General features: G+C 73.2%; 18 protein-coding genes. 5 read left to right on the top strand and 13 right to left on the bottom strand.

The annotated features are described in order from the left end of the window. From DVA86_RS17440 to DVA86_RS17430, 3 genes are all read right to left on the bottom strand, one after another. The gene (locus DVA86_RS17440) at nt 1–1,557 is read right to left on the bottom strand and encodes a serine/threonine-protein kinase (protein WP_208879499.1); all 1,557 of its coding nucleotides are present in this window, start codon (nt 1,555–1,557) and stop codon (nt 1–3) included. Nucleotides 1,558–1,666: 109 nt separating this feature from the next. Beyond that, a complete protein-coding gene (locus tag DVA86_RS17435; RefSeq protein ID WP_208879498.1) occupies nt 1,667–3,565 on the bottom strand; it encodes a serine/threonine-protein kinase in 1,899 nt (632 codons plus the stop codon). Nucleotides 3,566–3,594: 29 nt separating this feature from the next. Then, nucleotides 3,595–4,014, bottom strand: coding sequence for a MarR family winged helix-turn-helix transcriptional regulator (locus DVA86_RS17430; protein WP_245996725.1), 420 nt, complete (start codon nt 4,012–4,014; stop codon nt 3,595–3,597). Nucleotides 4,015–4,128: 114 nt separating this feature from the next. On the opposite strand from DVA86_RS17430, the gene DVA86_RS17425 reads away from it, so the two are divergent. Continuing rightward, a complete protein-coding gene (locus DVA86_RS17425; RefSeq protein WP_208879497.1) occupies nt 4,129–5,058 on the top strand; it encodes an alpha/beta hydrolase in 930 nt (309 codons plus the stop codon). A gap of 7 nt (nt 5,059–5,065) precedes the next feature. Here DVA86_RS17425 and DVA86_RS17420 read toward each other — a convergent pair whose 3' ends face one another. After that, nucleotides 5,066–7,615, bottom strand: a complete 2,550-nt coding sequence (locus DVA86_RS17420) for an outer membrane protein assembly factor BamB family protein (protein WP_208879495.1) — start codon at nt 7,613–7,615, stop codon at nt 5,066–5,068. A 273-nt stretch (nt 7,616–7,888) separates the two neighbouring features. On the opposite strand from DVA86_RS17420, the gene DVA86_RS17415 reads away from it, so the two are divergent. Further along, nucleotides 7,889–8,086: a hypothetical protein gene (locus DVA86_RS17415; protein WP_208879493.1), complete on the top strand. Its 198-nt coding sequence runs from the start codon at nt 7,889–7,891 to the stop codon at nt 8,084–8,086. Between the two features lie 189 nt (nt 8,087–8,275). Here DVA86_RS17415 and DVA86_RS17410 read toward each other — a convergent pair whose 3' ends face one another. Continuing rightward, the gene (locus DVA86_RS17410) at nt 8,276–8,539 is read right to left on the bottom strand and encodes a DUF397 domain-containing protein (protein WP_208879492.1); all 264 of its coding nucleotides are present in this window, start codon (nt 8,537–8,539) and stop codon (nt 8,276–8,278) included. Then, complete coding sequence (locus tag DVA86_RS17405; protein ID WP_208879490.1) at nt 8,505–9,353, bottom strand: helix-turn-helix domain-containing protein; 849 nt, start codon at nt 9,351–9,353, stop codon at nt 8,505–8,507. Before DVA86_RS17405 ends, DVA86_RS17410 begins: the two co-directional genes overlap by 35 nt. A 101-nt stretch (nt 9,354–9,454) precedes the next feature. Here DVA86_RS17405 and DVA86_RS17400 point away from each other — a divergent pair, with 101 nt between their 5' ends. Further along, entirely contained in the window at nt 9,455–9,871 is a 417-nt protein-coding gene (locus DVA86_RS17400; protein ID WP_208884812.1) for an ATP-binding protein, read from the top strand. Here the strand turns inward: DVA86_RS17400 and DVA86_RS17395 are convergent. The 3 genes from DVA86_RS17395 to DVA86_RS17385 are packed head-to-tail and all read right to left on the bottom strand — an operon-like array spanning nt 9,855 to nt 13,056. Then, entirely contained in the window at nt 9,855–10,643 is a 789-nt protein-coding gene (locus tag DVA86_RS17395) for a PIG-L deacetylase family protein (protein ID WP_208879489.1), read from the bottom strand. The two genes, DVA86_RS17400 and DVA86_RS17395, sit on opposite strands and share 17 nt — an antisense overlap. 13 nt (nt 10,644–10,656) lie before the next feature. Next, nucleotides 10,657–11,694 (bottom strand): methyltransferase, encoded by a 1,038-nt coding sequence (locus DVA86_RS17390; RefSeq protein ID WP_425470847.1) that lies wholly within the window; start codon nt 11,692–11,694, stop codon nt 10,657–10,659. Between the two features lie 45 nt (nt 11,695–11,739). Further along, complete coding sequence (locus tag DVA86_RS17385) at nt 11,740–13,056, bottom strand: phosphatase PAP2 family protein (RefSeq protein ID WP_208879487.1); 1,317 nt, start codon at nt 13,054–13,056, stop codon at nt 11,740–11,742. Between the two features lie 266 nt (nt 13,057–13,322). Between DVA86_RS17385 and DVA86_RS17380 the strand changes: the two genes are divergently transcribed. Together DVA86_RS17380 and DVA86_RS17375 are read left to right on the top strand one after the other, a co-directional pair. Further along, on the top strand, nt 13,323–13,802 hold the full coding sequence (locus DVA86_RS17380) for a DUF6233 domain-containing protein (RefSeq protein ID WP_208879486.1): 480 nt from the start codon (nt 13,323–13,325) through the stop codon (nt 13,800–13,802). A 140-nt stretch (nt 13,803–13,942) separates the two neighbouring features. Beyond that, nucleotides 13,943–14,671, top strand: a complete 729-nt coding sequence (locus tag DVA86_RS17375; RefSeq protein WP_208879484.1) for a class I SAM-dependent methyltransferase — start codon at nt 13,943–13,945, stop codon at nt 14,669–14,671. A gap of 8 nt (nt 14,672–14,679) precedes the next feature. On the opposite strand, the gene obgE is transcribed toward DVA86_RS17375, so the two are convergent. From obgE to DVA86_RS17355, 4 genes are all read right to left on the bottom strand, one after another. After that, the gene (gene obgE, locus DVA86_RS17370) at nt 14,680–16,122 is read right to left on the bottom strand and encodes a GTPase ObgE (RefSeq protein WP_208879483.1); all 1,443 of its coding nucleotides are present in this window, start codon (nt 16,120–16,122) and stop codon (nt 14,680–14,682) included. Nucleotides 16,123–16,327: 205 nt separating this feature from the next. Next, entirely contained in the window at nt 16,328–16,585 is a 258-nt protein-coding gene (gene rpmA / locus DVA86_RS17365; protein ID WP_208879482.1) for a 50S ribosomal protein L27, read from the bottom strand. Nucleotides 16,586–16,599: 14 nt separating this feature from the next. Continuing rightward, nucleotides 16,600–16,923, bottom strand: coding sequence for a 50S ribosomal protein L21 (rplU, locus tag DVA86_RS17360; RefSeq protein WP_208879480.1), 324 nt, complete (start codon nt 16,921–16,923; stop codon nt 16,600–16,602). Between the two features lie 320 nt (nt 16,924–17,243). Next, nucleotides 17,244–21,485: an Rne/Rng family ribonuclease gene (locus tag DVA86_RS17355; protein ID WP_425470846.1), complete on the bottom strand. Its 4,242-nt coding sequence runs from the start codon at nt 21,483–21,485 to the stop codon at nt 17,244–17,246. Between the last annotated feature and the right edge of the window lie 255 nt (nt 21,486–21,740).

The following is a 21,740-nucleotide window of genomic DNA, read 5'->3' as shown; positions in this document are numbered from 1 at the left end:
TTACGACGTCGGCGGATGCTCCGGCGTGCTCGGGGCCGGGAACCGGACCGTGCTGAGGATCAGCGCCGCGCAGCCGACCGCGTAGAGCAGCGCCCCCGGGCCGAAGGAGCTGAAGTCGCCTTCCTCGGAGTAGTTCACGAAGGCGAGCGCCACGAACACGGCGGTACTGAGCGCGGCAATGAGCCCGTGGAGGCCCCGGGCCCAGAGCCGGGCGGTGGAGTCGGGGTCGCGGCGGCGCCCGGACCACGCTCCGGCGCTGGTCGCCGCGCTGAGCAGGGCGGCGACGAGGAACGGCCAACTGCCGTCCGCCAGCCCTTCGTTGACGCTCTCCCCGTCGACGGCGGGCAGGAACATCGCGAGCGCCATCGTCCCCAAGGCGACCAGGAGCGAAACGCCGCCACGGTGCCGTGCGGAGGACCGTACGGGACCGTCGGTGCGGTCCGTACGGTCACGACTGTCCGTACGATCGGCGGGGCCTGTGCGGCCGGACCGTTCAGGGCCGCCGGTGGCCTCCCGCTGGTCCGGTACGGAGGCGGGCGGGCCGACAGGGGACGACGGCCGCGGCTCGCGCCGCGCTGCCGAACGGGGCGCGGGCGGCGGAGGTTCAGGCGGTGCGGGCCGGGCGGCCCGTACGGGTGGCCGCTGCGCGGCGGCGGTGACGGTGGGTTCGGCGTTCACGGGCAGGGCGCGGGCGACCGGGCCCGGGATCCAGCCCGCGGTCTCCGGGGCGGTCGCGGCGGGTGCGTAGTCGTCGGCGGCGGCCGCCGGGGCGAGTTCCTCGACGAGTGCGCTGACGGCGGGGCGCTCGGCGGGCTCCTTGGCCAGGCAGTCGGCGATGATCTCCAGGCCGGGCGGCAGCCCGGACAGGTCCGGTTCCTCGTACGCGATACGGAAGTTGAGTGACTGCGCGGAACCGGTCCCGAAGGGCCCGGTGCCCGTGGCCGCGTACGTCAGCACCGCGCCGAGCGCGAACACGTCGCAGGCCGGTGTGACGGACTTGCCGGTGAGCTGTTCGGGCGCCATGAAGCCGGGCGTGCCCACGATCACCCCGGTACGGGTGAGGGCGGTGGCCTCGATCGCCACGGAGATCCCGAAGTCGACGACGCGCGGGCCGTCGGGGGCGATCAGCACATTGGAGGGCTTCAAGTCCCGGTGCACCAGCCCGGCTTCGTGGACGGCCTCCAGCGCCTCGGCCAGGCCCGCGCCCAGCACCCGTACGGAATCCGCGGGCCAGTGCCCGTACGCCGCGACGGCCTCGTCCAGCGGCATGCCCGGCACGTACGCGGTGGCCAGCCACGGCGGTGAACCGTCGGGGTCGGCGTCGACCACGGCGGCCGTGAAGAAGCCGGTGACCTTACGGGCCGCCGCCACCTCCCGGGCGAACCTGCGGCGGAAACCGGGGTCCTCGGCCAGCTCCGGCCGTACGACCTTCACCGCCACGAGCCGCCCGCTGGGCGAACGCCCCAGGAACACCCGGCCCATCCCGCCGGCCCCCAGCCGGCCCGTGATCCGGTACCGCCCCACCCGCCGCGGATCACCCGGCTCCAGCGCCTCCACCCGGCACTCCCCCGTTCACGATGCGGTCATGTCCAGCGCAATTACACACCGCCGCGACCGCGCGGCGCATCCGCATCGGTATCTGCTCACGCGATGCCCGCGCGCGCCATCAGGTCGCCTCGTAGCGGTCGGTGATCTTGCCCTTCGGGTTGGCGGACACGCTCCCGCTGGTGCTGTAGTCGCCCGAGACGTAGAGGCGCATCTGCGGCCCGTCGGTCGAGTCGTGCGACAGGAGGAGGTACATGCTGTCCCGTTTCGGGTTCCGCACCCCCAGTTCGGTCTCCGCGACACGGATCAGCCGGGGCACGGCGTCCCAGTTGAAGTCGTCCAGGTCCATGGTCGGGCGGCCTTCCATCAGCGCGCCCGCCCCCTCGTGTTCCGCCTTGCCGTCCCGGTACCCGTAGTTGTCGTACACGTCTTTCCCCTTGACCGGGGCGGCGGCGCTCGCATGTTCCGGGTACACGTCGAAGTTGATGACCTCCGTGCCGCCCATGACCGGCTCCATCTCGTCGATGACCTTGCGGATGCCGGACGGCGTCAGGAGGTTGCCGTCCTCGACGCCCTTCTCGTCTGCGGAGGGTTCCGCCGAGGGTTCTTCCGAGGCGTCCGGCGACGGACCGGTGGCGGACGGATTCGCGGACGGCCTGTCTCCTTCACCGTCGCCGATGCCCAACGACGGCTTGAACTGCCAGGCCAGCGCCCCTACGGCGACGGCCAGCAGCGCCGGGAGCACGCGCCAGCGGCGCATTCGGCCGCTCAGGGGCCGCCGGGGCGCGGGCGTACGGCCGGTCTCGGCGTCGCCGGGCTGCGGCGGGCCGCCGCCCGGGGGCCGGGTGTCGGGCTCCGGTACGGCGGGCTCCGCGTCGTCCGGTTTCGCGGGCTCCGGTGCTACGGGGGCGGGTTTCGCAGCACTTGTCTCCGGTGCGTCCGCGCCCGCCTCTGCGTCCGCGCCCACCTCCGCGCCCGCTTCCGTTCCCGCTTCCGCTTCCGCCGGTTCGGGCTCAGCGGCAGGCGGGCCCTCGGAGGCTGCCTCCGCGGGTGCCTCCGCCGGGCCCGCGGTGAGCGCGCTGCGCGGGTCCGGCGGCGCCGTCTCCGTAACGGGCGGAGAGGCCGTAACGGGCGGAGCCTGAGCCGCCGGAGCCGCGCCCGCGGAGAGCACCGTCACGGCACGTTCCCCCGCGGCCTCCGCCAACAGCCGGTCCAGTTCCTCCGCTTCGGGCCGCGCCGCGATGTCCTTGGTCAGTACGGCCCTGAGCACCGGCCCGAGCCGTCCGGCCTGCCGCGGGTCCGGCACCTCCTCCTCCAGGATCGCCGCCAGGGTGGCCAGCGTGGAGGCGCGCTGCATCGGGTGGTAGCCCTCGACGGCGACGTACAGCATCATCGCCAGTGACCACAGGTCGGACGACGGGTCGTCGTCGCGCCCGCGGAGCCGTTCGGGCGCCATGTAGTCGGGGGAGCCGATGAGTTCGCCGGTGTTGGTCAGGTTCGTGGACTCCCGTACGGCGGCGATGCCGAAGTCCGTCAGTACGGCGGTCCCGTCCGCGCGCAGCAGTACGTTCCCGGGCTTCACGTCGCGGTGCAGGATGCCCTCCGCGTGCGCGGCACGGAGCGCGGCGAGCACGCCCCGGCCCAGCTGTGCCGCCTCCGTCGGGGTGCACGGTGACCGGTCCAGCCGGTCCGCGAACGACCCTCCCGGCACCAACTCCATGACCAGCCACGGGTGTTCCATCGCCGCCGAGTCCACGATGTGGTAGATCGTCACGACGTTGGGGTGGCTGATCCGGGCCAGCGAGACGGCTTCGCGCATGACGCGCTTGCGCAGCATCTCCGCCGCGTCGGGACGCAGCCGCAGCAACTCCGGGTCGGGCGGCCGCACTTCCTTCAGCGCGACCTCACGGTGCAGCGCGAGGTCGCGCGCCCGCCACACCAGCCCCATTCCCCCGCCGCCGAGCCGCTCCAGCAGTTCGAAGCGCTCGTCGACCACCCGTCCGTCGGATCTCCCAGTCATGGCGGAAGATTACTCCGACGAATGCGCTCTCATTCCGGCGACTTGAGCATCTCCAGCAGGATGCGCCGCAGATCGGCGCGGTCCTGCGGGGTGATCCTCGCCAGCCTGCGGTCGTACTCCGCCGCGAGCGCCGAGAGCGCGCGGTCCCGCGCCGCCTCGCCCTCGGAGGTCAGGATGAGCCGATGCCGCCGCAGGTCCTCGTCGTCGATCTCGCGCCGCATGAAGCCCTTTGCGACGAGGTTGCGGACGTAGACCGTCACGCTCGCCTTGGGGATCATCAGCGCCGCCGCGAGTTCGGCGGGAAACGGCGAGGCGGCCACCTCGGCGAGCACGAAGAACTCCTTCGTCTCCAGCCCGAGTTCGGCCAGTTCGCCGCTGCACGCGTCCATCACAGCACTCAGCAGACGCTGGTTCAGCGTCCACAGCTGCGCCCCGTCGACCGCCGCCACGCGAGTCCCTCCATCCGTACGGGTGGTACAGTTCTGAACTAGTTCCAAATTGTACCAGCGCAGTTTCGTACTGGACAGCCATGGAACTGACACCTACGCGGAAGGCGCCATCAGATGCTTCAGCACATCACGATCCCGCGCGGACCGATCGACCTCTCAGCCGACCTCCACCTGCCCGACGACACCGACCTCGACAGCCCCGGCGACGCGGCGCCGCTGCGCGCCGTGGTGCTCTCCACGCCCGGCAGCAGCGTGAAGGAGCAGATCGGCGCGGCCTACGCGTCCCGCCTCGCCTCACGCGGCATCGCGGCCCTCGTGTTCGACCCCGCCCACCAAGGCCGGAGCGGCGGCGAGCCCCGCGACCTCGAAGACCCCTACCGCCGCGGCGAGGACATCTCGTACGCGATAGACGCGCTCAGCACGGTCCCCGGCATCGCCCCGGAGCGCATCGGCGTCCTCGGCATCTGCGCCGGCGGCGGCTACGCGGTGCACACCGCCCGTACGGACCACCGCATCAAGGCGGTCGGCACGGTCGTTCCGGGCAACATGGGCACGTCGTTCCGGAGCTTCCAGCCGGACGGCGCGGCGGCGGCGCTCGACACCATGGCCGACGCACGCGCCGAAGAGACCCGCACCGGCGAACTGACCCGCGTCAACTGGCTGCCCGACACCCTGGAAGAAGCCGCGGCGGCCGGACTGACCGACATCGACACGACCCAGGCCGTCACGTACTACCGCACCGAGCGGGGCAGGCACGAACGCTCCACCAACCGCCGCCTCTCACGCGGCGACTCGCTGCTGCTGGGCTACGACGCGTACCACCTGGTCGACCAGCTCATGACCCAGCCGCTGCAGGTCATCCTCGCCGGACGCCTCGGCAACACCGGCTCCTACGAGTCCGGCATGCGGTTGTGGAAGCTGGCACCCAACCCGGTCGACCTCACGGTGATCGACGGCGCCGGGCACTACGAGATGTACGACGAGCCCGAGTACGTCGACGCCGCCGTCGACCGGCTCGTCAGCTTCTACCTGGACCACCTGTAGCGGACGGCTAGACGGCCACGGCGTACATGCGGCCGCCGCCGCCGAAGTAGGCAGTGTCATTGGCCACCACCGGTTCGGTGAGCTCGCCGGGCGTGGGGAAGTCCCATTGCGTCTTGCCGGTTTCGGCGTCCAGAGCGTGGAGAACTGCTTTGTGAGCGACCAGGACACTCCCGCGAACGACGAGGACTCTCCGGCGAACGCTGAAACCCTCGCCGCTATTGAGCGGGTGCACCCATTTCTCTTCACCCGTACCCGCGTCCAAGGCCCTCAGCCCGCCGTGGAAGTGGAGGTACACCGTGCCCTCCGCAAACGTCGCATGGCCGCCGGCCTCCTCCACAGGCCTGCTCCACTTCTTCTCACCGGACTCCGCGTTCACCGCCTGCACCGTGCCCTTGTCGCTGCCGCCGGCGTACACCACCCCGTCGGTCACGGAAAAGACCTCCGCCCAGGACCCTTTGCTGCCGGCATAATTCCAACGGCGTTCGCCGGACTTCCCGTCGACGGCGTGCAGAACGTTGTCGACGGGGATGTAGACGACGTCACCGGCCGCGTACGGCTCGCCCCACTTGCCCCCGCCTCCCAGCGGGTACTCCCAGAGCCGTTCCGATGTTTTCGCGTCAACGGCGTGGAGCTTGTCGACTATGCGCATGAAAACCGTGTCTCCGGCCACGACCGGGGAGATGGTGCCCTCGGCGAAGTCCTGCTGCCACCTCTGCTGACCACTCTGGACATCCAGCGCGGTGAGGATTTCGCTGTCCCCCACACACAGGTGCTCGCCCTGCAGCGCCGATCTGAAGACACCGGTCTTGCTGGAGTAACGCCACTTCTCGGCACCGCTGTTCGCGTCAAACGCGACCAGGGTATGGTCGCTGGCCACAAGGAGGCGACCCGCTGACACTCCCAGGATGGTCTTGTTCCCGGTAATACTCCGGCGCCATTTCCTGGCACCTCCGTCGGCCGTTACGGCGTACACGTACGCGTCGTCGGCAAAGGAGAGCATGCCCTCGGGGGCCGCGGATTCCAGGGCGAAGTGGTAGGGGCCGCCGTTGAAATCGCCGACGTCGACGCTCCAGAGTTCTTCGCCGGACGTCTTGGGCTTGGCGGACGGCGTTCCGCCGCCCTCGTTCGTGCCGTCGCCCCCGTTCGTGCCGTCGTCTCCGCCGTCGGTCAACTTCCACGCGGCGACGCCGAGTCCGGCGGTCGCCGTGGCCCCGAGGACCCCGGAGAGAAGGCGACGGCGGGTGAGCCCGCCGCCGTCGTGGTGGTCACCGGCCCTGTCCGGGGAGGGGGCCCGGGTTACGGGCTCGGGTTCCGGTACGGGGCCGGGCGCCGGTGCCCGTACGGCTTCCGGCTCGGGGTCCGGCCCCGGCGCGGGCTCCGGCGCGAGCCCCGGGTCCGGTACGGGCTCGGGTACCCATACGGCTCCGGGCTGCGGTTCCGGGTCCGGCTCGCGCACAGGCCCAGGCTCCGGCTCCGGCGCGGGCTCCGGTACGGGGTCCGGTACGGGTGCCCGTACGGCTTCCGGTTGCGGCTCCGGTTCCGGCTCCCGCGCTGGGTCCCGTACGGGCTCCGGAGCCGGGTCCGGCTCGGGGTCGCGCGCAGGGTCAGGCCCAGGAACAGGCACAGGCGCCGCCGCAGGCGCGCCCCCGCCGTTGCCCCCGCGCAGCGCCTCCTTCACCCGTTCCGGCAGCCAGCCGCCACCGGCCAGGTCGTCGACCACGCCACCGCTCGCGTCGCCGCCGCTCACCGCCTCCGCGAAGCGGTCCGTCAACTCCCCGACCGTCGGCCGCCGTTCGGCGTCCTTCGCCAGGCAGGCCGCCACCACGTCGCGCAGGGCGGGCGGCAGCGCGCCCAGGTCGGGCTCCTCGTAGACCGCCCGGTAGTACAGCGCGTGCAGCGCCACGTCGCCGAACGGGCCGACACCCGTCGCCGCGTACGTCAGCACCGCACCGAGGCAGAACACGTCACTCGCCGGGCCGATCTCGCTCTGCACCAGTTGCTCGGGCGACAGGAAGCCCGCCGAGCCGACCACCGCGCCCGTCTGCGTCAGGGTGCTGGCCCCGCTGACGGCGAGCGAGACGCCGAAGTCGATGACGCGGGGCCCGTCCTGCGCGAGCAGGATGTTCGAGGGCTTGAGGTCGCGGTGCACCACGTCCACCGCGTGGATCGCCTCCAGCGCCTCGGACAGGGCCGCCCCGAGCGCCATCACCGCGTGCTCGGGCCACGGCCCGTACTCCGCGACGGCGTAGCCGAGCGACAGGCCCGGCACGTAGACCGTCGCCAGCCACGGTTCCGGCGCCTCCGGGTCGGCGTCGATGACGCCCGCGGTGAAGGCGCCGTTCACACGCCGCGCGGCGGCCACTTCGCGTACGAAGCGCCGCCGGAACCGCGCGTCCTCGCCGAACTCCGGGCGTACGACCTTGACGGCCACGGCGCGTCCCCCGCGCGACCGCCCGAGGTACACGGTCCCCATACCGCCCGAACCCAGCCGCGCCACGATGCGGTACGGCCCGACCTGTCCGGGGTCCCCCGCACGTAACGGCTTGAACGCCTCCACCCTCTGCCTCCCCGTCGATACCGGATCGTTATACAAGCAAGGGGAGAAGCCTCTCACAGCCCCAACCGCGCGCACCGACGGGGAGGGGCCATGCCAAACCTCTACTCCCGTTCCCCACACCGGAGTTGACGACGAGCGCCGGGTGTCGTGGCGACGGGGAGGGCTGAGCAGCGTGCGGGGGACGGCAGTCTGTACCTGGTCATGGAGTACGCACCGGACGCGCTCTCGCCACGGTGCCGGAGGCGGAGGGCCTGCCGTCGACAGCGGCGGCCGTTGACTGGGGGGCGCTGGACGCCGTGGCGCGTCGGCGGCATCGCGGCGGTGCTGGTCGTCGGCGGCCTCGTCGTGGCCCGCATGCTCGTGCTCCAGCGCCGCCGTTCCCCCGCCCCGGACCCGGCTCCGGGCCCGGACCCCTACCTCGGCGGCTGGCTGAACTCTGCCCGCGCGCCGCCCCTGCGTCGTCACCGGTAGCACTTTCCGCAGTGGCACGTCCCGAAGGTGTACGGCGAACACTCCGGTCGGGACTCGTCCATGGCTCTGTCCCGGAACCGCCGTGCAGGCCTGTGCTGTTGGCGTTGCCTGGTCCGCTGGCGCTGTCTGACATGCCCGCTGCCGGACTCCCGTACCAACCGGCCCGGGGCGGCGGCACAGAGGTTCGCGTTACGCCGTGGCGGCGCTCCGTACGAAGGCGGCGAACGCCTCGGTGGAGACCGTCAGGTGGGGACCGTCGGGGTTCTTCGAGTCCCGCACGGCTATCGCGGCGGGCAGCGCGGCGACCTCCACGCACTCCCCGCCCGTGTCACTGCTGTGGCTGGACTTGCGCCAGGCGGCAGCGCCGAGCGCGGCGCACTCGACGCAAGAGCCACCGTCGTCACCGCTGTAGCTGGACTTACGCCACATCGTCGTCGGGATCTGGTTGCGCATAACGCTCCTTCATCACGCGGGCGATCAACTTCGCCGACTCCGCCGGGGACAGAGCGGCGGCACGCAGCAGATCGTAACGGAGCGATCGGTCCCTGACGTCCTTCGAATAAGCCGTCGCCCAGCCCTCGTGGTAGCCCTCCGAGTAGGCCACCGTCGCCTGCTTCTCGAAGGAGTGGAGGGTGAAGGAGCCTGGCATCCCCGTATGCGCACCCGCCGTGAACGGCAGCACCTGCACCTGTACGTCGTCCACCGGCTCGTAGCTCAACAGGTGCGCCAGCTGCCCGCGCATGACCTCCTTGCCGCCGACCTCCCGGTACAGCACGGACTCGTCCAGCACGACCCACAACACCGGGGGCGTGTCCTGGTCGAGGATGCGCTGCCGGTCCATCCGGGCCTCGACCTTCACGTCGAGCTCGCCGTCCGTCTGGTACATGACGCTGAGCACGGCCCGCGCGTACGCCTCCGTCTGGAGCAGCCCGTGCACCAACTGCGCCTGGAAGACGCGGATCTCCTCGGCCGTACGCTCCAGGTGCGCGGCCTTCTGGTACCAGGAAGGCAGCCGGTGCCGCTTGGCCAGCTCCCACGCGCGGATGAGCGCGCCGTCCGCGACGAGTGCCGCGTCGAGGCGGGGGACGTGGTCCTCGCGGGGAATGCGCACGGCTGTCTCGATCTGGCCGATCATCGAGCCCGTCAGGAACACGATGCCGCCGAGCTGTTCCAGCGTCAGCGAGGCCGCTTCGCGCAGGCGGCGCAGCTCGGCGCCGAAGTAGTGGAGGGGCGAGGCCCCGGGGTCGAGTCGCTTGATGTTGGCCACGGGGACTCCCTCGTGCGACGGGCTGCTCAGCTGCGCGCCCGGTTGCTTTCACGCCATAGCACAGAGTATTCGGCCCGTTACAGCCTTGTCCCGTGAATGCAATGGAAGAAGGGCCACTGCCCTACCCACCCCGCCAGTACCGCATCGCCCTCACGGTCGGCGACCACTCGCCGCGCCACCTGCGCCGGATCGCCCGCGCGTATCTGCACCTCTGGGAGCTCGACCCGCTCGCCGACGCCGTGGAACTGGCGCTGACCGAGCTGACGACGAACGTGTACCGGCACACCCGCGACCGCTGGTGCGACGCGACGCTGCTGCGTACGGATGCGGGCATCCGCATCGAGGTCTACGACCGCTGCCCGCTCGTACCGCCGCTACGGCCGGGCCCCCGCCCGTCCGACGAACTCTCCGAGAACGGCCGCGGCCTGCCACTCCTCGCACTGCTCTCCGACAAGTGGGGCGTGGACCTCCACGCCGTCGGCAAGACGGTCTGGTGCGAACTCAACGCGGCGGCATAGGCGTTGCCCCGGCCGCGGTGCGGCGCCGCTCCACATACCACTCGCGGCCGAGCAGCAGCCCGAAGACCCAGGGCGGGAGCCGTACGCCCAGGCGCATCGCGGCGGCGAGGCGGCCCGTGCCCGTGAGCGCCGAGTGGTGCGCCGCGATCGCGCGCTGCTTCGCGCGGGCGTACGGGCGTACGTCGATGGCGTGCGTGATGGCCGCGCGCGGGCTGTACGCGGTGGGGAGCGCGTCGGCGTCGTAGGGGAACGGGATGCGGAGCAGGTGTACGAGGCGCACCAGGCGTACGACGGCCTCGCGCGGGAGCGTGGCCTCCAGCACGCGCGGCGTACCGGCGAGTTCGGCGGCGCGGGCGCCGACCTCGTGGACGCGGATGTGGTCGCGGTGGCCGTAGCCGCCGCTGGGGTCGTAGCTGAGGAGGACGTCCGCGGACTCCTCGCGGAGGATCGCGGCGAGCCGTTCGGCGGCCTCCTCCAGATCCGCGCGTACGAAGCGGGCGCGGTCGGGCGGGTCGGCGTAGAGGAGCGGGCCGTGGCCGCTGTCGGCGTAGCCGAGGGTCTCGACGCGGGCCGCGCCCAACGCCTCGCCGCCGGCGCGCAGTTCGCGCAGGCGCGGGGGCTCGGAGCCGTCGGCGGGACGCGCGTCCATGAGGCCGTCGGTGCCGGTGACGATCACCACACGGTGCCCCTCGGCGGCGGCGCGCGCGAGGGTGCCGCCGGTCAGCAGGGCCTCGTCGTCGGGGTGGGCGTGGAACGCGAGGAGGGTGGCCATGGCGGCCAGCCTTTCACTCCGCGGGCCGCTCCGGCACGGCCTCCGGCTCCGGCATGGTCTCCGGCGACCGGTCCGGCGACCGCAGGCGCGCGCCGATGACCACCGTCGCGTACAGCTCCTCGGAGCGCTTCACGCGTACGCCGAGCCCGCCCGCCCGCATCACCTCGACCGCCTCCGCCGCCTGCCGTTCGCTCGTCTCGACCAGCAGGCAGCCGCCCGGCGCCAGCCACTGCGCCGCCTCCGCGGCGACGCGGCGCAGCACGTCGAGGCCGTCGGCGCCGCCGTCGAGCGCCGTACGGGGCTCGTGCTCGCGGGCCTCGGAGGGCAGGAGGGCGACCTCGTCGGTGGGGACGTACGGCACATTGGCGGCGAGGATGTCGACGCGGCCGCGGAGGGTGGCGGGGAGCGGGGCGTAGAGGTCGCCCTCGTAGACGGCGTACGGCTTGTGCGGGGGGCGCGGCGCGTACGCCTCGGGTGCCTTCAACGCCTCGTACGTGTCGCCCGGTGCGTACGTCTCGGGCACCTCGTACGGGCCGTACGTGCCGCTCCCCCGCCCGTTGCGGAGGGCGGCGGCGAGGTTGCGGCGGGCGCACCGTACGGCGACGGGATCGACGTCGGCGGCGTGCAGCTCGACGCGTTCCAGCGCGACGGCCAGCGCGGCGCCGACCGCGCCCGAGCCGCAGCACAGGTCCACGACGACCGGCGTACGGTCCTCCTCGGCCTGGTGCCCGAGCGCCAGGGCCTGCCGTACGAGAAACTCGGTGCGGCGGCGCGGCACGAACACCCCGGGCTCCAGCGTGATCCGCAGGCCGCGGAACTCGGCCCAGCCCAGCACGTGTTCGAGGGGTTCACCGGCGGCGCGGCGGCCGATCAACGCGTCCAGCGCGGTGGCCGTGGGGGCCGCCGCGATCAGCAGCTCCGCCTCGTCCTCCGCGAACACGCACCCCGCGGCACGCAGCCTGTCGACGACGGCGGAGCGGTCCGGCGAGTCCGGCGAATCCGGCGAGGAGGGCGAGTACGGGGAAGAGGGCGAGGAGGGCATGGACGACATGAGGGCCTTTCGTTGACGCCGGCGGATCGGTGCCGCCGACGGGGCTCACACCAGTGCCGGTTGCGGTTCCGGTTGCGGCGCCGGTGTGCTCTTCGATCCCCACAGTCTGGTGGTCCGCACGTACAGGTGGACAACCGAGATCATCACGAGGAGGAGAAGCGGCCCGCACACCCACGGCTGCCGGGCCATCTCCATCGGCAGATAACGGTACGACGCCAGGAGCGCGGCGAAGGCCGTCGTCCCGTAGACGACCAGCAGGACCGCCGGCCGGTCCCAGCCCCGGTGGTGCGCGCGCAGCGCCGCCTCGATCGTGACGGCGAACACCACTCCGGCCACGATGTCGACGCCGTAGTGGTAGCCGAACCCGAGGGTCGCGCCGAGCGTGGCCACCAGCCAGAACGTGCCGAGGTACCGGATGAGGCGCGGGCCCGTACGGGAGTGGATGAAGATGACGACTGTCCACGCCGTGTGCAGGCTGGGCATGCAGTTGCGCGGGGTGATCTCGTCGTGCGGTATGGGATGCGGGGGGCTGATCGCAGGCGGTGTGTTCGGCCACAGGTGGGCCAGCGCCCACTGGCCGCCCTCGGCGCCGTACGCGTAGACCGGGCCGACGACCGGGAAGATCATGTAGATGCCCGGCCCGAGAAGACCGATCAGCAGGAAGGTGCGCACCAGGTGGTGGCCGGGGAACCGGCCCTCGGACGCGACGTTGCGCAGCTGGTAGATGGCGATGACGACCGCGGGTATCGCGAGCTGGACGTAGACCCAGTCGATGATGCCGGTGCCGATCGGACCGGTGGCCTCGACGATCCGGCCCGCCAGCCAGGACGGGCTGCCGAGCGCGTGGTCGGCGACCGCCACGTACTGGTCGAGCACCATCGGGCGGGTGGTCGACGTGATGAGCAGCCAGGTCTCGCCGGTCTTGCGGCCGGCCAGCAGGAGCAGGCCCAGCCCGACGCCCTTGAGCAGCAGGGCTCGTTCGCGGCCGGTGCGGTGCGTGAAGGCGATGACCGCGTAGCCGAGGAGGACCCACAGCGCGCCGTTGCCGAAGTACATCTTGGCGTCGAACGCCCAGCGCACAGGCAGATAGGCGATGTCGATGCCGACGGCGACGGCGGCCGCGATGAACCGCTCCCGCCAGGGCAGCACCACCATCATCAGCGCCAGCGTGGCGTACAGCAGCGGCCCCGACCTCGGGGTGAGTATCACCTCGCGCGCCTGAGTGGCCACGGGTCCGGGCAGGCCGTAGTGGTACGCGGCGAACTCCAGGGCGGCGAGGAAGCCGAGGGCCGCCACGCCTGCCAGGGTCCACAGCACCGCCCGTGGTCGGCGCCACGCGGCGAGCTGCGCGCCGCTGCTCATGCGCGCGGAAATGCGCGATGCGATCGATTTCAATTACTTCAGCCGTTTTGTTATGTTCCGGTCAATAGTCAGCACTTGGTGTTCCACCGCGTGATTTTCCAGTGACGCTCCGGTGTCTCGGGGATGACCAGCAGATGTCAGTCCCGACGACTGGCGGGCGTCGGGAGGTTCACCGGCGGTCCTGTGGTCCTGGCCACAGTCGGGGACGCGGCCGGGGCGGGCGGGGCGGCGCGGGCCCGCCGTAAATCGAACTAGTATCGAACACCATGGTGGCGGAGCACGACTGGCGGGAGAGCGCGGGCCCGTGGGCGCGCGTGACCCTACCTGATGGCCAGGAGCTGGACGTCATCGTGACCGCGCGTGAACGTACGCCGGACGGCGAGTGGTGGTTCGCGTGCGAGGCGCTGCTGCCGGACCGGTACCAGGACGCGCAGGGGCAGACCCGGGAGACGGCGGCGCCGACGGCGATCACCGTGCACGCGGACCACATCGTGCCGATCCCGGGCGAGCGGTACGACGCCGTGCCGACCAACGGGGCGGTCGCCGGGCGGCAGTGGGTGCTCGTACGCGTACGGATGCCGGTGGAGGACGGCCCGACGTGGCGCGTGCACCGGCGGGACTGCTGGCAGATCTCCGGTGAGACGCGGCGGGCCACGACGGCGGAGGCCGTCGAGCGGTACCGGTCGCGGGAGGCCGCGCCGTGCGACGTGTGCCGGCCGGACCGCGTGCTGGGGCGGGGGCGGTAACGGGGCGGGTCCAACGGGCGCGCCTGTTGTGCCGGTTCGGCCGGGGCGTCAGGGCGGTCTGGTCGGCCGGGGCGTCGGGTCGGCCGGGGCGTCGGACGTGCGGTCCGCGATTGTCAGTGGCGGCTGCGACGATCGCAGACATGACCGACGACACCGCCGCCGCTGCGGGCGCAGACCCGGCCGCTGCCTCGACCACCGCCTCGACCACCACCGCCTCGATCGCCGCGTACTGGGACGCCGCTGCCGCCGCCTTCGACGACGAGCCGGACCACGGACTGCGGGCGGACCGTACGCGCGACGCGTGGGCGCGGCGCCTGCGCTCCTGGGTGCCGTACGAAGGGGCGGACGTCCTCGACGTGGGCTGCGGCACCGGCTCGCTGTCCCTGCTGCTGGCCGAGGCGGGGCACCGTACGACCGGCGTCGATCTGGCGCCGCGCATGGTGGAGCAGGCGCGCGCCAAGCTGGCGGCGGCGGGCCTCCCGGGCCGGTTCCTGGTCGGGGACGCGGCGGCGCCGCCGACCGGCGGCGAGCGCTTCGACGTGCTGCTGTCGCGGCACCTGGTGTGGACGCTGCCCGACCCCGAGGAGGCGCTGCGCGAGTGGATACGCCGCCTGCGGCCCGGCGGCCGGCTGGTGCTGGTCGAGGGCCGGTGGCGCGAGGCGGGGCAGAGCGGCGCGCCGTACGTGCCCGGGGCCGGGTCGCTGCCGTGGGACGGCGGCATCGGCGCGGACGCCCTGGCGCAGGCGGTCCGCCCGCTCGTCGCGGACCTGCGCGTCGAACAGCTCAGCGGCGACCCGGACCTGTGGGGCGGCCCGGTGAACGACGAGCGGTACGCCCTGACAGCCGAAGTACCGGCGGCGGCAGGCTGACCACGCCGTTACGCGAACGGGTCGAAGTCGTCGTACGCCCGCTGCGTCTCGTCCCGTTCCGCGTCGCGGTCGCGGCGGCGCTGCGCGGCCGGGCGGGGTGCCTCCATACGGTGGTCCTCGCCACGCCGTCCGAGCATCTCGCCGCCGGACATGACGGAGGGCTCCCAGTCGAAGACGACCGCGTTGTCCTCGGGGCCGATCGCGACCCCGTCGCCCTCGCGGGCGCCCGCCTTGACCAACTGCTCCTCGACACCGAGGCGGTTGAGCCGGTCGCCGAGATAGCCGACGGCCTCGTCGTTGTTGAAGTCGGTCTGCCGCACCCACCGTTCGGGCTTCTCGCCGCGGACCCGGAACAGGCCGTCCTCCTCCCGGGTGACCGTGAAGCCCGCGTCGTCCACGGCCTTGGGCCGGATGACGACGCGGGTGGCCTCCTGCGGCGGCCGGGCGGCGCGCGCCTCCTCGATGATCCCGCCGAGCGCGTACGACAGCTCCTTGAGGCCGAGCCGCGAGACGGCCGAGACCTCCAGCACCCGGTATCCGCGCGCCTCCAGATCGGGGCGGATGATGTCGGCGAGGTCCTTGCCGTCGGGGATGTCGACCTTGTTGAGCGCGACGAGCCGGGGCCGGTCCTGGAGGCCGGCGCCGTACTCCGCCAACTCCCGTTCGATGACGTCCAGGTCGGACACGGGGTCGCGGTCGGACTCCAGCGTCGCGCAGTCCAGCACGTGCACGAGGACCGAGCAGCGCTCGACGTGCCGCAGGAACTCCAGGCCCAGGCCCTTGCCTTCGCTCGCGCCCGGGATGAGGCCGGGGACGTCGGCGACCGTGTAGACGGTGGAACCGGCCGTCACCACGCCGAGGTTGGGCACCAGCGTGGTGAAGGGGTAGTCGGCGATCTTCGGCTTGGCGGCCGAGAGGACGGAGATCAGCGAGGACTTGCCCGCCGAGGGGTAGCCGACGAGGGCCACGTCCGCGACCGTCTTCAGCTCCAGCACCAGGTCCCGCGTCGTGCCCGGCTCGCCGAGCAGCGCGAAGCCGGGCGCCTTGCGGCGGGGGGACGCGAGCGCGGCGTTGCCGAGGCCGCCGCGGCCGCCCTGCCCGGCGATGAAGGTGGTGCCCTGCCCGACCATGTCGGCCAGCACCTCGCCGTGCGCGTCGAGGACGACGGTGCCGTCCGGGACGGGCAGGACCAGGTCGGTGCCGTCCTTGCCGGAGCGGTGGTCACCTTCGCCGGGGCGGCCGTTGGTGGCCCTGCGGTGCGGGTGGTGGTGGTAGTCGAGGAGCGTCGTGACGTCCTGGTCGACGACCAGGATCACGTCGCCGCCACGGCCGCCGTTGCCCCCGTCGGGGCCGCCCAGCGGCTTGAACTTCTCACGATGGACGGAGGCGCAGCCGTGGCCCCCGCTACCCGCGGCGACATGCAGCTCGACGCGGTCCACGAAGGTGGTCATGACGGTGCCTCCTGGTGATGTACGGCTGGGTGGTGCGGTGTTGCGGTGGTGCATGGTGCCCGTGTTGCGGTGGTGCGCTGCTACGGCGGCGCGTGGTCCGACGGCGCGGGCCGGACGCCGTAACGGACCGAGGGCGGCGCCGCTCCCCAGCGGGGAGAGGCGGTCCGCCCTCGGAAGGTATTCGGTGCTGTGCTGCGCCGGCTGGTTACTCGCCGGCCGGCACGACGGTCACGACCTTGCGGCCGCGGCTCGTGCCGAACTTCACCGCGCCCGCGTCCAGCGCGAACAGCGTGTCGTCGCCGCCGCGGCCCACGCCCGTGCCCGGGTGGAAGTGGGTGCCGCGCTGGCGGACCAGGATCTCGCCCGCCTTGACGACCTGGCCGCCGAAGCGCTTGACGCCGAGGTACTGCGCGTTGGAGTCGCGGCCGTTCCGAGTGGACGACGCGCCCTTTTTGTGTGCCATGTCTTGTCAGTCCCTTACTTCGCAGCCGGGGCGGGGATGTCCGTGATCTTCAGCGCGGTGTGCAGCTGGCGGTGACCGATCCGCTTCTTGTACCCGGTCTTGTTCTTGTACTTCTGGATGCGGATCTTGGCGCCCTTGTGGTGGTCCACGACCTCGGCCTGGACCTTCACACCCGCCAGCACCCACGGGTCGCTGGTGACGGCCTCGCCGTCCACCACGAGCAGGGTCGAGAGCTCGACGCTGTCGCCGACCTTGCTTTCGGACCTACGGTCAACCTCGATGACGTCGCCCACAGAAACCTTCTGCTGGCGACCGCCGGTGCGCACGATCGCGTACACGCGGAACTCTCTCTCGCTCGGTTCGGGGCCCCTGATGCCAGCCACCCGCGCGGGACAGGACCCACGGCTGATCCGGTGCGGATTGAGCGGCCTCTCCCGGCGTACGTACCTGCTGCTCGTACGCGCCGCCTGGGAGGGAATTGCTCAGGAGCGTGGCGCATCTGTCCAGACACGCCGACGGTCAAGGTTACGGGGCCTTGACACCGCTGGTCAAACCAGGCCCCGGGGGCGGCAGGGCCACGCGCGGACGCGCCGCCTGCCCCCGTTCCCGCCGCTCGCCGCCGGAGAACCGGCGGCGGGCGGCGGGCTCGTACGGGCTGTCAGTCGCCGGTCTGTGCCGAGACGGACGGAGCGGGCTGCGCCTCGGCGGCGGCGGTCTTCCGGGACGCCTTTCCGGCGGCCGGCTGCTCCGCCGTGTCCGCGTCGCCGGCGGTGTCCGCGCCGTCCGCGCCGTCCGCGCCCGCCTTCTTCGCCGTCTTCTTGGCCGTGGACTTCTTGGCTGCCGCCTTCTTGGTGGTGGCCTTCGCCGCCGCCTTCTTCGCGGGCGCCTTCTTCGCCGCCTTCTTCGCGGTGGACGCCTTGGCCGCCTTCTTGCCCGCGGCCTTGCCGGAGTCCGCGGAGTCAGCGGCCTCGTCGCCCGCCGGACCGGCCTCGCCGTCACCGGCGCCGGGCGCCGGAGTGATCACCGTCGAGGCTGCCTCGTCGGCCTCCGGGGGCGAACCCGCCGGAGCCGAGACCGTACGCGTCACGCGGCGCCTCGGCCGCGCGGGCGGCGCCGCGGAAGCGGACGACGCGGGCGCGGCCGGCTGGGCCGCCTCGGGCACGGGCTTGACCGGCCCGTGCTCGTCGCCCGCCGGAGCGGACACCGGAGCGTGCTCCTCGGGCGCGACCACGATCGCGGCCGCCTCGTCCGTCGCCTTCGGCGAACCGGCCGGAGCGGTCACCTTCCTGGTGGCCCGCCGCCTGCGGCCGCGCGCCGGCGCCTCGTCCGCGCTCACGCCGTTGCCGTTCGTGTCGACAGCCGGTGCGGCCGATACGGCCGATACGGCCGATACGGCCGGTGCGGCCGGTGCGGCCGGCACCTCGGAGCCCGTGGCACCCGCGGAGCCCGGAGTCCCGGAGGACCCCGACCCGTTCGCGTCCGCCGGTACGACCGTCACCGCCGCGTCGTCCGCCGCCTTCGGCGTACCCGCGGGCGCGCTGGCCTTGCGGCTCGCGCGGCGGCGCGTACGCGGCTGCGGCGCGGCGGCCGTGTCGGCCCCCGCCTCGCCCGCGGGCGCACCCGCCTGACGGCCGGCCCGCCGCCGCGAACGTCCGCCGCGGCTGCCCGCCGCGGCCTCCGCCTCGGCGACGCTGCTGTACAGGTCCTCGTCGGCGACGAACTCCGGTTCCGGCAGCGCCTTCGGCTCCGCGACCTCCGCGGCGACCTCCGCCGCCGACTCCGTGTCGGCCTCGGTCTCCGCCTCGTCCGGTCCGCCGTCCGCGCCCGCAGCCGCGGGCTGCGGTGCGGCCTGCGCCGCCGCCTTCTGCTTCCGCTTGCTCTTGCGGCCGCCGCCGGCACCGCCGCCGCCGAGGGACTGCGGCTGCTCCATGTGCACGATCACGCCGCGGCCGTTGCAGTGCACGCAGGACTCGGAGAACGACTCCAGCAGCCCCTGCCCGACCCGCTTGCGGGTCATCTGCACCAGGCCGAGCGAGGTGACCTCCGCCACCTGGTGCTTCGTACGGTCTCTGCCCAGGCTCTCCAGCAGCCGCCGGAGGACGAGATCGCGGTTGGACTCCAGCACCATGTCGATGAAGTCGATGACGATGATGCCGCCGAGGTCGCGCAGCCGCAGCTGGCGCACGATCTCCTCGGCCGCCTCCAGGTTGTTCCTGGTGACGGTCTCCTCGAGGTTGCCGCCCTGCCCGGTGAACTTGCCGGTGTTGACGTCGACCACGACCATCGCCTCGGTCCGGTCGATCACCAGCGAACCGCCGCTGGGCAGCCAGACCTTCCGGTCCAGCGCCTTCATCAGCTGCTCGTCGATGCGGTACGTGGCGAAGACGTCGACGTCGGAGGTCCACTGCTGGAGCCGCTCGACGAGGTCGGGCGCCACGTGCGAGACGTAGCCGCTGATCGTCTCCCAGGCCTGCTCACCGCTGACGATGACCTTGGAGAAGTCCTCGTTGAAGATGTCGCGGACGACGCGGACGGTCATGTCGGGCTCACCGTAGAGCAGCGTCGGGGCGTTGCCCTTCTGCGCCTTGCGCTGGATGTCCTCCCACTGCGCGTGCAGCCGTTCCACGTCGCGGCGCAGCTCGTCCTCGCTGGCGCCCTCCGCCGCGGTGCGCACGATGACGCCCGCGTCCTCGGGCACGACCTTCTTGAGGATCTGCTTGAGCCGGGACCGCTCGGTGTCCGGGAGCTTGCGGCTGATGCCGGTCATGGAGCCCTCGGGCACGTACACGAGGTACCGGCCCGGCAGCGACACCTGGCTCGTCAGCCGCGCGCCCTTGTGCCCCATCGGGTCCTTGGTGACCTGCACCAGCACGGACTGGCCGGACTTGAGCGCGGTCTCGATGCGGCGCGGGCCGTTGGCGAGGCCGAGGGCCTCGAAGTTCACCTCGCCCGCGTAGAGGACGGCGTTCCGGCCCTTGCCGATGTCGACGAAGGCTGCCTCCATCGACGGCAGGACGTTCTGCACCTTGCCGAGGTAGACGTTGCCGACGTACGAGGTCGACTGCTCCTTGTTCACGAAGTGCTCGACGAGGACGTCGTCCTCCAGCACCCCGATCTGCGTACGGTCGCCGGACTGCCGGACCACCATGACCCGTTCGACGGCCTCGCGGCGCGCCAGGAACTCGGCCTCGGTGATGATCGGCACCCGCCTGCGGCCCTGCTCGCGGCCCTCGCGGCGGCGCTGCTTCTTGGCCTCCAGCCGGGTCGAGCCCTTGATGGACTGCACCTCGTCGGAGGGCTCGGTGTCCTTCTTCTTGCGCGGCTCGCGGATCTTGACGACCGTACGCTCCGGGTCGTCCTGCTCGGCCGGAGCGGCCCCGTCCGAGTCGCCGCTGCGGCGGCGACGGCGGCGGCGACGGCGCGAGCTGCTGCTCGAACCGCCGGAGTCGCCGGCCGCGGAGTCGTCGGAGTCGTTCTCGTCGCCGTCGTCGGAGCGGTCCGCGCCGTCGGCGGACGCGTCGGAGCCGGACGCGGACTCGTCCGCGCCGTCCTCCCCGCCGTCCGCGGCGTCACCGCGGCGGCGGCGCCGGCCGCCCCTGCGGCGGCGGCGTGCGGGACGGTCTCCGCCGTCCTCGTCGGAGGCGTCGGACTCGTCGCCCCCGCGCGGTTCGTCGGCCTCGGCGTCGGCGTCCGCGCCGGACGCGTCTCCGCCGCGGCCGCCCTCACGGTCGTCGCGGCCCTCGTCACCGTCGGCCGCGCGCCGGCGGCGGCGCCGCCGGGCGGGGGCCGCCGGGGCGGCCTCCGGCTCTTCCTGCTCGTCCTCTTCGTCGTCCAGCTCCGCCTCGGTCGCGCTGCTCGCGGCCTCCTCGGCGGCGCTCAGCGGCGTCTGGAACATCGGCTCGGTGAACACCGGCGCCTGGAACACCGCCATCGGCGGGATGCTCCTCGTGCCCGACCCGGGAGCGCCCGGACCGGAACCGGAGCCCTTGCGGGTGGGCGCGGCGGGCTCCTCGGCGGCCGCGCCGCTCTCGGCGGCGGGTGTCTCGGCGGCGGTCTCGGTCTCGGCGGCCTTGCGGGAGGAGGAGCGGCGGCGCGTACGGCCACCGGTCTCGCCCTCGTCCTGGCCCTCACCGGCGGCAGCGGCAGCGGCTGCGGCGCCTGCGGCGGGGGCCTCTTCCGGGGCAACGGTCTTGGCGGCCGTACGGCGTCGGGTACGGCCCTTCGGCGCGGCGGCCGGCTCATCGGCGGCAGGCTCGGGCTGGGCGGCGCTCTCGGCGGCCGGCTCCGTCGTGGCCGCGGGCGCGGCCTCGGCGGCGGCGCTCTCGCTGCCCGTCCCCGAGGCCTCCTCCGGCGTACCGGCAGGCGCCGACGCGCGGCGCCGCGTACGGGTCAGGGACGCCACCTCGGGGGCGGCCTCTTCCCCGGCGCCCGCGGAGGCGGCGGTGGCGCGGCGGCGCGCACGGCCGCTCCGCGCCGGCTCGGCCGGGGTGTCCTCGGCAGCGGCGGCCTCGCCGCTGTCCGTCTCCGCGCCCGGCTGCGGCGCACCGGCGGGTGCGGAGGCGCGGCGGCGCGTACGGCGCTGGGGTGCGGCCGTCTCGTCGGTGCCGCTCTGCGCGGCGGAAGCGGCGGGCGTAACCGCGGCGTCCGGCGTACCCGCGGCGTCCGGCGTGCCGGCCGCGGCGGAGGCGCCCTCCGGCGCGTTCCCGGCCGACGCGGCACGCGCGCCGGGCAGGTCACCGGACGTACCGGACGCACCGGCCGTGGTGGTCGTACCGGCAGCGCCGGCCGTCGCCTCCACGGGTGCGTCGGCGGCCGGTGTTGTCGCGGACGGCGGACCGGCCGGGCGCGAGGCCGCACGGCGGCGGCGCGGCGGGAGGGTGTCGCTGGGCCCGTCGCTCACGACGGATTCCCCGAGTCCGGCGGACCCGGCGGTTCCAGCGGGCCCGGCGGTTCCGGCAGGCGGTGCGCTCCCCGCCGGAGCGGCCGGCGGCTGTGTCGCAGGGGGGTTGTTCTCGGTACTTGTACTCTCCGCGGGTGCGGATTCGTTGGGCTCGAGCATGCGGGCGGTTCTCCCGTCACGCTCCCGGGCGCCGCGCCTGAATCCGGTCGCGGTCCGCGCGCTGCGCGGGACCGCGCCCGGGGCGAAGGCGCCGCA

The sequence above is a fragment of the Streptomyces armeniacus genome (assembly GCF_003355155.1).
GTDB lineage: Bacteria > Actinomycetota > Actinomycetes > Streptomycetales > Streptomycetaceae > Streptomyces > Streptomyces armeniacus.
This window is presented reverse-complemented; position numbering and strand designations above follow the sequence as displayed.

What these genes read in the sequence shown, in the direction of transcription:
- DVA86_RS17435 (WP_208879498.1), bottom strand. Translation starts at nt 3,565, where the DNA reads ATGACTGGGAGATCCGACGGACGGGTGGTCGACGAGCGCTTCGAACTG.
- DVA86_RS17425 (WP_208879497.1), top strand. Translation starts at nt 4,129, where the DNA reads ATGCTTCAGCACATCACGATCCCGCGCGGACCGATCGACCTCTCAGCC.
- DVA86_RS17410 (WP_208879492.1), bottom strand. Translation starts at nt 8,539, where the DNA reads ATGCGCAACCAGATCCCGACGACGATGTGGCGTAAGTCCAGCTACAGC.
- DVA86_RS17400 (WP_208884812.1), top strand. Translation starts at nt 9,455, where the DNA reads ATGGAAGAAGGGCCACTGCCCTACCCACCCCGCCAGTACCGCATCGCC.
- DVA86_RS17395 (WP_208879489.1), bottom strand. Translation starts at nt 10,643, where the DNA reads ATGGCCACCCTCCTCGCGTTCCACGCCCACCCCGACGACGAGGCCCTG.
- DVA86_RS17390 (WP_425470847.1), bottom strand. Translation starts at nt 11,694, where the DNA reads ATGTCGTCCATGCCCTCCTCGCCCTCTTCCCCGTACTCGCCCTCCTCG.
- DVA86_RS17385 (WP_208879487.1), bottom strand. Translation starts at nt 13,056, where the DNA reads ATGAGCAGCGGCGCGCAGCTCGCCGCGTGGCGCCGACCACGGGCGGTG.
- DVA86_RS17380 (WP_208879486.1), top strand. Translation starts at nt 13,323, where the DNA reads ATGGTGGCGGAGCACGACTGGCGGGAGAGCGCGGGCCCGTGGGCGCGC.
- DVA86_RS17375 (WP_208879484.1), top strand. Translation starts at nt 13,943, where the DNA reads ATGACCGACGACACCGCCGCCGCTGCGGGCGCAGACCCGGCCGCTGCC.
- obgE (WP_208879483.1), bottom strand. Translation starts at nt 16,122, where the DNA reads ATGACCACCTTCGTGGACCGCGTCGAGCTGCATGTCGCCGCGGGTAGC.
- rpmA (WP_208879482.1), bottom strand. Translation starts at nt 16,585, where the DNA reads ATGGCACACAAAAAGGGCGCGTCGTCCACTCGGAACGGCCGCGACTCC.